Consider the following 13055-nt stretch of genomic DNA (forward strand, 5'->3'; position numbering starts at 1 on the left):
GATCGCGGTAGGGACGCTCATTGCTGAGCGCCCCCCGCACAGATCCGTACGTGCAGAATTCCCGCATACGGCTCCTACCTTGGGTGTTTGACGGCGAAGCGGATAGCCGGCCAGGGATGCAGGATTCTTGGTTTCGGAAGCCATTGCGCTGCGAGCTTTTCCACTCGGGACGTCGACGTCGTGTCCATCTGGCCACGGTGTCTCAGAGCCAGCTTCCAGAGGAAGATGACATGCTCCCGAAATGCCTGAAGTGATCGCAGGTTGGCGGGCACCGCGTGATACTCATAGTATCCGCGGACGACCTGCCTGAGCCATTTCGCTTGTTCGCGAATTGGCTGGTTTCTCAACCATCGCAGCCGGTCCTTGATCTCTCGGAGCTTCGCCCTCATACGGTCGCGGCGGGACTTCCGCAGAAGCATGAATTCTCCCCGCAGAGATTTGCCGCAGATATGGGTAAAGCCGAGAAAGTCGAAGGTTTCCGGTTTTCCGAGACCACGTTCCTGTCGCCGACTGGCCGCGTAGCGGCCAAACATCAGCAGGCGCGTTTTCTCAGGGTGCAATGACAGAGAGAACTTCTCCAACCGTTCTTGCATCTCGATCTGGAAACGGTGCGCGTCAGCTTCTCGTTCGAAGCCCACCACGATGTCGTCCGCGTAGCGCACGATGATCATGTTGCCCGTGGCTGACCGCTGTCGCCAGCGGTTGGCCCAAAGGTCGAAGACGTAGTGCAGGTAGAGGTTCGCGAGCAGTGGCGAAGCCACCGATCCCTGACCCGTTCCCTGTTCAGACGTCGTGACGATCCCTTCTTCCAGAACGCCCGCCTTCAGCCATTTCTGGATGAGACGGATGATACGCTGGTCGCCGATCCGATGGTTCAGGAACCTGACCAGCCATTCCTGACTGATCCGGTCGAAGAACTGCTGGATATCAGCGTCCAGTATGAAGTTCACCTTTCGCTTTTCGATCCCGACCGCGAGTGCGTCCAGCGCATCGTGCTGGCCACGTCCGGGCCGGAAACCATACGAGAACCCGAGGAAGTCTTCCTCGAAGATCGCGTTGAGCACCGCGACCGTCGCTCTTTGGACAATTTTATCCTCAAGGGCGGCGATTGCGAGCGGGCGCTGGCGTCCGTCCGGCTTTGGTATGTATTGCCGCCGTGCGGGGCTTGCCCGGTATGCACCTCTTTGGAGCCTGTCGCACAGATTCTCGATCAGGTGATCAAGGTCCGCTTCGTAGGCTCGCCATGTCAGCCCGTCCACGCCGGGGGCTGCATCACGCCGTAGAGCGTAGAATGCCGTCCTCAACGTTTCGAGATTGAGATGGTGAAAGAGGCTGGTGAACCTCTCCTGCTTCCTAAGTCTTGCGACTTGCCGTATGCGTTCCAGCGCATGTGACACGCTTTCCCGGTCCTGTGCCCGGCGCGTGGTTTGCTGATCCGCATTTCCCTTGGTCGCTGCCCTTGGCTCCACCGACTCCGCAGCCGGTTTCCCGGCCTTGTTCGTCAGCTTCATAGCTACTACGGCAACGTCTGACTTCTCACGATCGTTCATCATCGGCTCATGCTTTCGCTTTCCCGATACGGACCAAGGAAGGTGTTCCCGCCTTGGTCAATCGTGAGATCTCCCGGTTCCCGAACAAGGAATTTCCGCACATGCCAGGTTCTACGACCACGCCGAGTTGGTCGGGCACTCGCAATAACGCGCCCTACCATGTTGCCTTCCGGAGCATCCACGCCGTCGGCACTCGAGATTAGGTCCCTTACGCGGCTCAATGGCTGGCCTGTGCTTTCTCCTACCGACGCTTCACCAACGACCTCGCGGGCGTCGGCGCACGGCTCGGAGCCAATGTGGATTGCTACTCCTTCACTGAAATGGACTTTCACCATTCTATTCCTTGCCGGTTTCTCCGGCGCTCATCGCGGTAGGGACGCTCATTGCTGAGCGCCCCCCGCACAGATCCGTACGTGCAGAATTCCCGCATACGGCTCCTACCTTGGGTGTTTGACGGCGAAGCGGATAGCCGGCCAGGGATGCAGGATTCTTGGTTTCGGAAGCCATTGCGCTGCGAGCTTTTCCACTCGGGACGTCGACGTCGTGTCCATCTGGCCACGGTGTCTCAGAGCCAGCTTCCAGAGGAAGATGACATGCTCCCGAAATGCCTGAAGTGATCGCAGGTTGGCGGGCACCGCGTGATACTCATAGTATCCGCGGACGACCTGCCTGAGCCATTTCGCTTGTTCGCGAATTGGCTGGTTTCTCAACCATCGCAGCCGGTCCTTGATCTCTCGGAGCTTCGCCCTCATACGGTCGCGGCGGGACTTCCGCAGAAGCATGAATTCTCCCCGCAGAGATTTGCCGCAGATATGGGTAAAGCCGAGAAAGTTGAAGGTTTCCGGTTTTCCGAGACCACGTTCCTGTCGCCGACTGGCCGCGTAGCGGCCAAACATCAGCAGGCGCGTTTTCTCAGGGTGCAATGACAGAGAGAACTTCTCCAACCGTTCTTGCATCTCGATCTGGAAACGGTGCGCGTCAGCTTCTCGTTCGAAGCCCACCACGATGTCGTCCGCGTAGCGCACGATGATCATGTTGCCCGTGGCTGACCGCTGTCGCCAGCGGTTGGCCCAAAGGTCGAAGACGTAGTGCAGGTAGAGGTTCGCGAGCAGTGGCGAAGCCACCGATCCCTGACCCGTTCCCTGTTCAGACGTCGTGACGATCCCTTCTTCCAGAACGCCCGCCTTCAGCCATTTCTGGATGAGACGGATGATACGCTGGTCGCCGATCCGATGGTTCAGGAACCTGACCAGCCATTCCTGACTGATCCGGTCGAAGAACTGCTGGATATCAGCGTCCAGTATGAAGTTCACCTTTCGCTTTTCGATCCCGACCGCGAGTGCGTCCAGCGCATCGTGCTGGCCACGTCCGGGCCGGAAACCATACGAGAACCCGAGGAAGTCTTCCTCGAAGATCGCGTTGAGCACCGCGACCGTCGCTCTTTGGACAATTTTATCCTCAAGGGCGGCGATTGCGAGCGGGCGCTGGCGTCCGTCCGGCTTTGGTATGTATTGCCGCCGTGCGGGGCTTGCCCGGTATGCACCTCTTTGGAGCCTGTCGCACAGATTCTCGATCAGGTGATCAAGGTCCGCTTCGTAGGCTCGCCATGTCAGCCCGTCCACGCCGGGGGCTGCATCACGCCGTAGAGCGTAGAATGCCGTCCTCAACGTTTCGAGATTGAGATGGTGAAAGAGGCTGGTGAACCTCTCCTGCTTCCTAAGTCTTGCGACTTGCCGTATGCGTTCCAGCGCATGTGACACGCTTTCCCGGTCCTGTGCCCGGCGCGTGGTTTGCTGATCCGCATTTCCCTTGGTCGCTGCCCTTGGCTCCACCGACTCCGCAGCCGGTTTCCCGGCCTTGTTCGTCAGCTTCATAGCTACTACGGCAACGTCTGACTTCTCACGATCGTTCATCATCGGCTCATGCTTTCGCTTTCCCGCTACGGACCACGGAAGGTGTTCCCGCCTTGGTCAATCGTGAGATCTCCCGGTTCCCGAACAAGGAATTTCCGCACATGCCAGGTTCTACGACCACGCCGAGTTGGTCGGGCACTCGCAATAACGCGCCCTACCATGTTGCCTTCCGGAGCATCCACGCCGTCGGCACTCGAGATTAGGTCCCTTACGCGGCTCAATGGCTGGCCTGTGCTTTCTCCTACCGACGCTTCACCAACGACCTCGCGGGCGTCGGCGCACGGCTCGGAGCCAATGTGGATTGCTACTCCTTCACTGAAATGGACTTTCACCATTCTATTCCTTGCCGGTTTCTCCGGCGCTCGGATGCGGGACCGACAGCCCCCGGCGAAGGGCGCCACTTGTGGCGACCGGTGCGATTCCAGCAACTCTGGTTCGATCCGACCGATCCCGAACGCAGTCTGGTTCCCTATGAGATCGCCGGATGCGTCGCAAAACCAAAGCTCTGGATGCCGACGGAGACATCTGAACATGCCGATTTTGGGGCCCCGAGCAACAAAACCTCGTCGCAGCTGATGAACGCAGATTCCTCAGTTCATGGCTGACCGAGGGGCGAAGATCCCGCCTGAAACCTGAAAGGGTCCGCAGCCGAGATAGATGGGGCCGCGGGCTCTTGTCGGGAAAGCCAGCCCGACACGACGCTTGCAACTCGAGCCAAAGGAGTGCGTCGCGCTTCCCAACTGCCACCTGACAAAAATTCCAACTACAAAAAACCCGCAGGCCGGAGCCAGCTGGCGAAGTTGAAGGTTGGTCTCGGCCCCGCCAGGGTCGAGCAGGAATTAACGCATCCCGTGCGGCGGGGCGCCCCTCAAATGTTAAGTCTTGCGGCAATAAGCACAGGGGGTGTTTCAGTTCCATCAGCTCTGACTGATGGATGAGTCATCGGCCATTACGGCCCAACGTTGCTGGAGAAGCCGAGGCGCTGGCAGTGGCCATTGTCGCCACGGTCGAGCGACTTTCTTTCGACGGGACACCGAAGCCGCCGGCGCCGAGCACCAAGGGCTAAACGAAGACTTTCACTTAAGCCGACGGCGCCGAGATCGCGTGGACGGTCCCAGGCAGGAGACGAAGCGGCACACTTGCCTCAGCGCATCCCCGTCGTAGCATCAGCGCGCCTCGTCCGACGGCTCCAGACGCTGACCGTATTCGGCGGTTATAAGCGGCGCGGTTCGGATGTGTGCTCCAACCATTTCACGCGGCGCGTTCAACCGAGCTGCTGCCGCGCCATTGACTGAGGGAGTTGCGAGCGGCCACGCTACGTTCGAACGGCGACGCGCTTGGCGTCTTCCTCATCGGCGTGCCGGTCGCGTCGATGTCCGGCGGCGACCACGAGACCGAGATCGCCGTGCTGAAGGGACGCTGCGGCCCCCCGAAGGGCTGACAGTCCGGGTCGCAGCAGCGCAAGAGCCCGTCATTCGAAATCTTCCCAGCCTCTTGGACCCGTATCGTCACGGGGTATGTCTCGTGAGATGTCGTCCGTCCGCAAGAACCAAGCAGCGATAAGGACTGACGGTCCTAATCAACGTCACGACCCCAAGTCCCTATTGCGAAACGGCGCAAGGCGCATATTGTTTGGTTGGTCGGGGTCTGCGGTCCAAGGGCCCGAACCCTGGACGCGGTGCTATTTGGTCTAGGATGGCCGAACTTTAATAGAGGCGTCCGTGGGACAGAGCCATGCAGCACGGGACCGTGAGTAATGCGGGCATTGGGCGAGGCCAGCGTGAGCCAGCCGACGGCGAGATTCTCCGCGAGCAAGCCGTCCTCTTTCGTCTCACCGACCGACTTTACCGGGCCAACGGCCTTGACGAGATCTACGATGCGGCGCTGGACGCCATATGCGACGCCCTCGGTTCGTCGCGCGCCTCGATCCTGAGATTTGACAGCCACGGCGTCATGAGCTTCGTCGCTTGGCGCTCACTCTCCGAGGACTATCGCAGGGCTGTCAACGGTCACACACCGTGGACCTGCAATGAGCACGACGCCGAGCCAATCTTTGTCGAGGATATTCGTCTCAGCGGTGAATCCCGGCAGATCATCGACACGGTCCTTGGCGAGGGAATCGAAGCGCTGGCATTTATCCCGCTTGCCAGCTCCCGCGAGCTCATCGGCAAGTTCATGGTTTACTATCCAGCCCGCCATCGCTTCCCCGATCGTGAACGCGAACTTGCGCTGACTATTGCCCGTCAGCTCGGGTTTGCGATCGAAGGGGAGCGGGCGGAAACCAGTGCGACGCGACTGAGCGCGCTCGTCGAATCCTCGGATGATGCCATTCTCGCGACCGATATGGATGGCATCGTCACGGACTGGAACAGCGGCGCCGAGCGTCTCTACGGCTACGGCCGCGAGGAAATGATCGGACGTCCGCTCATGTCGCTGATACCGCCCGATCGCCAGAACGAGGAGCGCGAGATTCTGGCTCGCATTCGCAATGGAGAGCATGTCGGGCATTTCGAGACCGTTCGCCTGCGCAAGGATGGCAGCAGCATTCCCATCTCCTTGACCGCATCCCCGATCGCGGACGCGTCTGGCGCAATTATCGGTGTCTCCAAGATCGGCCGTGACATTTCCGAGCGGCTGCGCGCGCAGGAGCAGCGGGAGCTGCTGCTTCGCGAGATGGACCACCGCGTGAAGAACCTGTTTGCCATCGCAAAAACAATCGTCAGTTTGAGCGCGCCAGCCGCTGAAACTCCGGCCGCGCTCGCCTCCACCGTTTCCGACCGCCTCGGCGCCCTCGCACGGGCGCATGCGCTGACGATGCTCCCCGCGACCGGCCACTCAGTTCAGGCCGCGACGAGCCTACATGCATTGATCGCCGCAATCCTCGAGCCATACCGCCAGGGAACTGGCGAGCACCCCCGCTTCGCGATCAGTGGCATCGATATGCCGGTGCCTTCAGCGATGATCACGCCGCTTTCTCTCCTCCTACACGAATTCGCTACCAACGCTGCCAAACATGGCAGCCTCTCGGCTGCCGCCGGCTCGATAGAGATCGCCTGCTCCAAGAGGGACGACAAGGTGACCGTCCAGTGGAGAGAGACAGGAGGACCATCTCCGGTCGCTACCGAAGACGAAGGCTTCGGGAGCCGCTTGATCCGCGCCGCGGCGAGTGAGCTTGGCGGAGTCGTGCGAGATTGGAACGCCGCCGGAATTGTCCTTGAGATCACGATCGATAGTGAAAGATTCTCGCCCTGACGCCCGAGCCGCTTGTCAGCGCAGCAGCCCATCGCTCTCAAAATCTTCCCAACCTCGCAGTTTGGGCTCCGAGCTTTCGTCTCGGCCATGTCTGGCTGAATGGGGACCCTCACGCACCCTCTTCTGGGCACGCTTGATTGCCGCCTTTGCGGCGGCTCGCCGGCGGGCCTCGGCGGCCGACACGGCGTCCTCTTCGCGCCAGATGGCGACCAGGTCGCGGTCGTGCACATCCTCGATGTGGCGCGGATCGAAAACGTGAAAGGTGATCTTCCTGGCCCGGCCGCGAAGCTTGACCGTTCTGGTCCCCGCGCTCTGTAGCCGACCATCCTTCAGCCAGCGATGCCGTTCGCCGGACGAGATCGTCAAGATATCCTCGACCTCACGCGGGATGACCGGCAGATCCTCGATGTTGCGCATGGCTTTGGACACGATGGCCGCTGCCGCTTCAACATCGGCATCCGAGTCCTCCGGCAGGCGCAAGGTGAGCACCCGGGATTCGATGTGGAGGAGTTTCCGAAGCTGCGCAGGCAAGCGAGCGCGGATCTCGAGGAAAATGCCCCTCGCCCGCATGGACGATCCGAGGGTCGCCGTCGGAGACAGCGGCCACTCAGCCACTATCTTCCCAACTCTTTCTTTCGGCTGGCGGGCATATCTCTAAAGGGCACTCCGATCGCGTTCGCTTCAAGGTGAAATTGTCCGCGAATCCCGCCTGGTGCCATAATAGTTGAACCCGCCTGGCTGCCATCGCGTTGCAAGCGCAGGCAAGCCACGCAGGGAGAAATCGTGCCCCGGATCGCGACCTTCAACGTCAACGGTGTGAACGGCCGACTGCCGGTGCTGCTGAAGTGGCTTGGCGAGACTGACTACGACGTGGTCTGCCTACAGGAACTAAAAACGTCGGACGATAAATTTCCGATCGAGGCAATTCGAGACGCCGGCTTCGGCGCAATCTGGCACGGCCAGAAATCCTACAATGGCGTGGCAGTCCTCGCGCGTGGAGCGCACCCAGTCGAACGCCGTCGTGGCTTGCCGGGTGACCCCGATGACACGCACAGCCGCTATCTCGAGGCGGCGATTGACGGTCTGGTCGTCGGCTGCATCTACCTACCCAATGGCAACCCGGCTCCCGGCCCCAAGTTCGATTACAAGCTCCGCTGGTTCGACCGTCTCATCGACTACAGCAAATCTCTGCTGGGCGAGCGGGCCGTGCTTTGTGGTGATTACAACGTCGTGCCCACTGAGATAGATGCTGTGGTCCCTCGGCGTTGGTTGGGCGATGCCGTCTTCTTCCCCGAAAGCAGGAACGCCTATGCCCGCATGCTGAGCCTTGGTTGGGTGGATGCGATGCGCCAGATCCATCCGGGCAAGGGCATCTACACCTACTGGAACTTTTCCTATCGCGGCGGCTACGACCGAAGCTCCGGCCTACGGATGGACCATCTGCTGGTAAGCCCGTCGGTCGCGAAGAGCATTCTGACCGCAGGTGTCGATGTCGAGACCCGTGGGTGGGAAAAGCCCAGCGATCACGCACCCGCCTGGATCGAGGTAGGTTGAGCTCATTCACGGATCTCACACCACAAGGTGCTTGCGCTTTCGGCCGGATCTTTTCGGGCGCGCCAGAGCACCATTTGACGAGGTTCGGGAAAAGGTTCGGTGCCCGAAACGTGGCAGCCGCGAGTGGATGGATGCCGAGCTATTCCATCCAACCGGAGAACAGGCGCACACGATCGGATACAGGCCTGGTCCAGATCCGATGGGAGAAGCGGGTAATCTGGCGATACGAGTGAGCATCGAGCCTACCTAATTGGGCTCGGCGTCGACAAGCTGTGAAACGCTTCAAATTGGTCTGGGAAGTTGTGTGCTAGGTAGCGCACCACCTTGGAATTATCCATCAGACGCTCGAAATAGCGGCTAGCTGCCACCAGTTCCAAGCTTACAGACCCACGCCGTTCCACGGCTCCAAGAAACTCACTGCTTAGCCCCCCAAGTTCTGGCGTCATTGCGCTCAGTTGACCTTCAGACACGTTTGCTATCGTCGTCGGATCGAAACCCTCGGCCAGGAGCGGGCGCGGCGTAAAGGCGACAAGGATCTTTGCGTACGTGAACGTGACCCGCTCCATGGCGACCATAAGTCGGGCAATTTCCATTTGCCTGGCCGGGAGCACATGCCGCAGCAAACCGAAGATCTTCACCTTCACAAAGCAGTCCTGGAGGAAAGCGAGAACGTCCGGGCAAATACCACTGACAGGTTGCTGGCCCGCGCCTGCAGGCGACATGCCGGCATGCTTTGATGTCGCCGTCTCTAGCTTCGGGTCGTTGTGTAACCTCTGCACCAGGCAGTTTGGGATGGTGGCCAACCCCTCGGACATGAGCAACGAGAGAAACTCTTTGTCATTCATTATCACGCGAAGCGCTTCGGCCAGACGGGCAAGGCAACGTTCCACTTCCTCTGTTGCTCGTATGAAATCGCGCTTGCGGCCACAGGCCGCCTTGTAGGCCGGCCGCAATTTTGGCGCGAACAGCTTTTCCTTCGACCCAGGTTGATCGGCAACAATTTCGCGGGCGTGTCTCTGGGCGCTCCCGTGCAAAGCCTGGTAGGCAGCTTCGCGGGTCAAACGACGCTTCGGCCGCATCATAGGGGTTCCGCACTTGCTCGCGCTGACAGCTTGACGAGCGGGTCGAGCGTGGAAAAGAGGTAGGTGTCCAGCTGCGCTCCATTGTTCGCGGCCAATTGCGATTTGCCGACGATTTCAGAAGCGGGGGCAATGAGGTAGTCCCGGATGACCAGATCACCCGGGCGCATCCTGATCAGGACGAAAATGTCGGCCACCGACTGGCGTTGGGTGTCCATGGACCAGAAAGGGTATCCGTGGTCGGAAGCGCGGCAGCGCGCGATTTCGACCGCAACCGTGAACTCGTCGTTGACCCGCAACAGGTCGGCCCCTCTGTGGTAGGTCGCCTTTCCGCCGGTCCTTTCAATCGCGTCCAACAGGTCAGCTATGGCTTGTGCACGCACCGAGGCCAATCGCTCTCTCGATGTAATAAATTGCCAGTTCTTTGGCGGCTGATATCCAATCAATTCGTAGGCCTTCAGGACGCTTCCAAAGCGATAATGATACTGGCTAGCTGCGGGGCAATCCGGCGCAGCGTTGATAATGGTACTGGACAAGGCGCCTTCGCGGGCCAGGACCTTTTTCAGCGCCACCAGCATCTCTTCGTTGGTCACCTTCAGATGCGCATATAGCGCTCTGTGAATGACTTGTGCCCGATCGAACAGATTGCGGTCGACAATGGGCTCAAATACGCCTTCTGCCCGCACCCACTGTTCAGGAGGATTGCCAACTGCTTTTGTTTTCAGCTTGCGGGAGCGCCTGTTCCAGACGTTGGTGCCAACGTATTTCTCATTGGTCAGGACTCCGCGCACGGTTTCCCGCTTCCATGGTCGCCCAAGGTCGGTCAGCACGCCGCGCTTGTTCAGGAGCCTTGCCATATCGAGCTCTGTCATGTGCGTTTTGACGAACTGACGGAAGATCCAGCGAACCGTTGCAACCTCTTCAGGCGGCCCGGGCACCAAGATCGTTCTGTCGGTGTGCACGCTCTTTTGCTCGCGCTCGGAGAGAATAAACTTGCGACGTCCCGTACGGTCGAGAACTTGGCGCCTCAAGCCGAGCCCCGGCTTGCCGCCCTGTCGGAACCCCAACCGGATCAGCCTGGCCTGGCCGATGAAGGTCTTTTGCGAGAGCATGCGGCTGTGCTCGGCCGCCATGCTTCGTTTGATGGCCTTGAGCACATCGGCCCCGATGCTGCCGTCGTTCAAGAACTGCTCGGCGCAGAATTCGATACGCACGCCGGCCAGATGGCAACGATACTCGTAGGACGCGCTTTCATCTATGTTCTGAAAGCGTCCCCAGCGACTGACGTCATAGACAACGATGGTTTCGAAATCGGCGCGCCTGCTCTCCACATCGGCAAGCAGACTTTGCAGGCCGGGGCGCCCTTCCAACATGAGGCCACTGCGACCGGCATCCTCGTAAGTGGCGACGATGTCGTAGCCCATGATATCGGCATAGCTCCGGATCGCATCCCTTTGGTTATCGAGGGAATAGGTCTGGTGCTCCGTGGACATGCGTAAGTATTGGGCGGCGCGAACTTTGCGCCTCTCTTGGGGAGGTTTGCCGGCCGCTGCAAACTTGTCCATTGCCTTGCCCCGTTGTAGGGGTGCTTTAAACCTAGCGGTCAATTGTCGTGCGGCAAGAGCAAGCGATGCACCAATACGTCGGACTGATCCACAAAGAGGCCGGCAGCCATTTCGGCGTGTCCTTTCCCGACTTTCCCGGCGTAGTGACCGCCGGCGCAACTGTCGACGAGGCGCGCGACCTGGCCGAGGAGGCCCTGGCGTTCCACGTGGAAGGGATGATCAAAGACGGCAAGGCTGTTCCGCTCCCTACCAAGCTCGAGCAAATCAGGGCGGATCCGGCGCATCCCGTTTGGTCTGCAATTTTGGTGCCGCTGAAGATCAACTGAACGGGGGACAGCTGTTTACCGTTGGCGAGCCAACTTTCCCGTTTGGCAACCATGGCGTTCAACTGCCGGGAAACCTTGATTCACTTCGTGAGCGAACTCCGCCGCCGTTCCGCCGCAATGCGCCCGCACTTGGGCGAAATCGCCCCTGTTTTCAACCTGTTGTCATTTCCCTGGGGCTTCAGAGGAGTTCTAGTGATGATCATCAAGAAGGCTATTCTGGCGGTGCTGATGACCGCGGCACTTGCCGGCTGCGAAACGCAGACCGAAGGCCAGCAGCGGGCCACCACCGGCGCGCTGATCGGCGGCGCCGGCGGCGCGCTGGTCGGCCAGGCGATCGGCGGCAACACCAAGAGCACGGTGATTGGCGCGGCCAGCGGCGCTCTGCTCGGCGCCGTCGTCGGCAGCGCGACCACGCCGACCGAGCCGCGCGGCCAACTCTGCCGCTACCAGGACCGCTACGGCCGCATCTACACCGCGCCGTGCGATGACCGGTACTACCGCGGCCAATATTGATCGTGCCGGTTCTTCCTTCTCCCCGTTGGCAGACCTCGTTGCGGGGAGAAGGAGCCCTCCTGTTCCGGCGGGCGAGAACCGTGGTGGATGCATACCGCAAGCGTGCACCGCAAAAGGTTCTTGTGCGACGCAGCAATTAATGCGTAGATATTTTTGGGCGACGTTGGCGGGTTCGGGATAACCGGAGAGCGGTTTGAAACCTGAGACAACCCACTTCGACGCCTTGCACGGCTTGCGAGGCATCGCTGCCGTTCTGGTGATGCTTGGTCATTTCAGCGAGCTTACGGCGCAGCATCTTGACCTGGCGCCGTCGGGCTTTCTTGCCGTCGACCTGTTTTTCCTGCTGAGCGGCTTCGTCATTGCCCACGCCTATGACGAAAAATTCCGGACGGGCATGTCTTTCTGGCAATTCGCCGAGGCCCGGATCATCAGGCTTTACCCGCTATATTTCGCAGCCATTGGAGTCTTCATGGTCGGCGTGGGCGCTGTCGTCGCAACGCAGGGCCTAGGCTCCTATTCGCGGCTGAATTTGCTTGCGAGCCTCGGTTTTTCCCTGCTTTTTCTGCCCACGCCGCCGTCGCTCTCCGTCGGTCCAGACGTGCTTTTTCCACTGAATGGCCCGGCATGGTCGCTTTTCTATGAACTGGTCGCCAACGCGGTTTTCGCCGCGCTGGCCCTGAAGCTTGGCCGCCGCTCGCTGCCTGGGATCTTCGGCCTTGGCTTCCTCGCGCTGGCCCTGTTGGCTTGGCAGGGCTTCAGCCTAGGCGGCGGCGCTCATTGGGACGGCACGATCGCGGCTCCCGCCCGGATCACCTTCTCCTTTTTCCTCGGCGTTTATCTGCGGCGATATGCGACCGGCGACACCCGAAATGGCAATCTTTACTTGCCGGTCCTGCTGGCGCTTTGCGCGGGACTGATGATCTTCCGGCCTGCCTCAAATGCGCAATTGTACGATTTGGCGATCATCGTGCTGGTCTGGCCCTGGCTTGTTCTCACGGCTTCCCGCTTGCGGCTATCGGGCTTTTGGCGCGCGTTTGCCCTGTTCTCAGGCAATATCTCCTACGCCATCTATGCGCTTCACACGCCGCTGATCAGGATCGTCAACATCCTGGACGAATCCCTCACCGGAACGGTGTGGAACCAGCACGGCCTGCCATTCGTCGTGGGAACATCCGTCCTCGTCATCGCTGTCGCAGCCTTCGCGCATTATGTCTACGACACGAACGTTCGGGCGGTGCTGCGGCACCTGCTTTCACTGCGGCGCGCACGCGAGGAGGTGACGCAGTTCTAGCCGCTCCTGCCG

At 60.2% G+C, this 13055-nt stretch carries 11 protein-coding genes; 6 read left to right on the forward strand and 5 right to left on the reverse strand.

Going from position 1 to position 13055, the window contains the following annotated elements; genetic code table 11:
- Positions 1 to 74 precede the first annotated feature (74 nt).
- On the reverse strand, positions 75 to 1550 hold the full coding sequence (gene ltrA, locus EN862_RS33920; RefSeq protein WP_127868825.1) for a group II intron reverse transcriptase/maturase: 1476 nt from the start codon (positions 1548 to 1550) through the stop codon (positions 75 to 77).
- A gap of 437 nt (positions 1551 to 1987) precedes the next feature.
- Positions 1988 to 3463, reverse strand: a complete 1476-nt coding sequence (ltrA, locus tag EN862_RS33930) for a group II intron reverse transcriptase/maturase (RefSeq protein WP_135913278.1) — start codon at positions 3461 to 3463, stop codon at positions 1988 to 1990.
- A 1300-nt stretch (positions 3464 to 4763) separates the two neighbouring features.
- On the opposite strand from ltrA (EN862_RS33930), the gene EN862_RS36415 reads away from it, so the two are divergent.
- Together EN862_RS36415 and EN862_RS33940 are read left to right on the forward strand one after the other, a co-directional pair.
- The gene (locus EN862_RS36415; RefSeq protein WP_189402002.1) at positions 4764 to 4904 is read left to right on the forward strand and encodes a hypothetical protein; all 141 of its coding nucleotides are present in this window, start codon (positions 4764 to 4766) and stop codon (positions 4902 to 4904) included.
- A gap of 293 nt (positions 4905 to 5197) precedes the next feature.
- Positions 5198 to 6715 (forward strand): PAS domain S-box protein, encoded by a 1518-nt coding sequence (locus EN862_RS33940; RefSeq protein WP_127868807.1) that lies wholly within the window; start codon positions 5198 to 5200, stop codon positions 6713 to 6715.
- Positions 6716 to 6730: 15 nt separating this feature from the next.
- Here the strand turns inward: EN862_RS33940 and EN862_RS33945 are convergent, their stop codons facing one another.
- Entirely contained in the window at positions 6731 to 7285 is a 555-nt protein-coding gene (locus EN862_RS33945) for a hypothetical protein (RefSeq protein ID WP_245519808.1), read from the reverse strand.
- A gap of 213 nt (positions 7286 to 7498) precedes the next feature.
- On the opposite strand from EN862_RS33945, the gene xth reads away from it, so the two are divergent.
- Positions 7499 to 8269: an exodeoxyribonuclease III gene (gene xth, locus EN862_RS33950; RefSeq protein ID WP_127868809.1), complete on the forward strand. Its 771-nt coding sequence runs from the start codon at positions 7499 to 7501 to the stop codon at positions 8267 to 8269.
- A gap of 242 nt (positions 8270 to 8511) precedes the next feature.
- Here the strand turns inward: xth and EN862_RS33955 are convergent, their stop codons facing one another.
- Both EN862_RS33955 and EN862_RS33960 read right to left on the reverse strand, forming a co-directional pair.
- A complete protein-coding gene (locus tag EN862_RS33955; protein WP_245519809.1) occupies positions 8512 to 9351 on the reverse strand; it encodes a plasmid partitioning protein RepB C-terminal domain-containing protein in 840 nt (279 codons plus the stop codon).
- A complete protein-coding gene (locus tag EN862_RS33960; protein ID WP_127868810.1) occupies positions 9348 to 10913 on the reverse strand; it encodes a recombinase family protein in 1566 nt (521 codons plus the stop codon). The genes EN862_RS33955 and EN862_RS33960 overlap by 4 nt, the downstream gene beginning before the upstream one ends.
- Positions 10914 to 10978: 65 nt before the next feature.
- Here EN862_RS33960 and EN862_RS33965 point away from each other — a divergent pair, with 65 nt between their 5' ends.
- From EN862_RS33965 to EN862_RS33975, 3 genes are all read left to right on the forward strand, one after another.
- On the forward strand, positions 10979 to 11239 hold the full coding sequence (locus tag EN862_RS33965; protein WP_127868811.1) for a type II toxin-antitoxin system HicB family antitoxin: 261 nt from the start codon (positions 10979 to 10981) through the stop codon (positions 11237 to 11239).
- Between the two features lie 195 nt (positions 11240 to 11434).
- The gene (locus EN862_RS33970; protein ID WP_127868812.1) at positions 11435 to 11752 is read left to right on the forward strand and encodes a YMGG-like glycine zipper-containing protein; all 318 of its coding nucleotides are present in this window, start codon (positions 11435 to 11437) and stop codon (positions 11750 to 11752) included.
- 193 nt (positions 11753 to 11945) lie between these two features.
- Positions 11946 to 13043: an acyltransferase gene (locus EN862_RS33975; protein WP_127868813.1), complete on the forward strand. Its 1098-nt coding sequence runs from the start codon at positions 11946 to 11948 to the stop codon at positions 13041 to 13043.
- The last annotated feature ends 12 nt before the right edge of the window (positions 13044 to 13055 follow it).

The sequence above is a fragment of the Mesorhizobium sp. M2E.F.Ca.ET.219.01.1.1 genome (assembly GCF_004016445.2).
Classification (GTDB): Bacteria; Pseudomonadota; Alphaproteobacteria; order Rhizobiales; family Rhizobiaceae; genus Mesorhizobium.

What these genes read in the sequence shown, in the direction of transcription:
- EN862_RS33970 (WP_127868812.1), top strand. Translation starts at nt 11,435, where the DNA reads ATGATCATCAAGAAGGCTATTCTGGCGGTGCTGATGACCGCGGCACTT.
- EN862_RS33955 (WP_245519809.1), bottom strand. Translation starts at nt 9,351, where the DNA reads ATGATGCGGCCGAAGCGTCGTTTGACCCGCGAAGCTGCCTACCAGGCT.
- ltrA (WP_135913278.1), bottom strand. Translation starts at nt 3,463, where the DNA reads ATGAACGATCGTGAGAAGTCAGACGTTGCCGTAGTAGCTATGAAGCTG.
- ltrA (WP_127868825.1), bottom strand. Translation starts at nt 1,550, where the DNA reads ATGAACGATCGTGAGAAGTCAGACGTTGCCGTAGTAGCTATGAAGCTG.
- EN862_RS33940 (WP_127868807.1), top strand. Translation starts at nt 5,198, where the DNA reads ATGCAGCACGGGACCGTGAGTAATGCGGGCATTGGGCGAGGCCAGCGT.
- EN862_RS33960 (WP_127868810.1), bottom strand. Translation starts at nt 10,913, where the DNA reads ATGGACAAGTTTGCAGCGGCCGGCAAACCTCCCCAAGAGAGGCGCAAA.
- EN862_RS33965 (WP_127868811.1), top strand. Translation starts at nt 10,979, where the DNA reads ATGCACCAATACGTCGGACTGATCCACAAAGAGGCCGGCAGCCATTTC.
- EN862_RS33945 (WP_245519808.1), bottom strand. Translation starts at nt 7,285, where the DNA reads ATGCGGGCGAGGGGCATTTTCCTCGAGATCCGCGCTCGCTTGCCTGCG.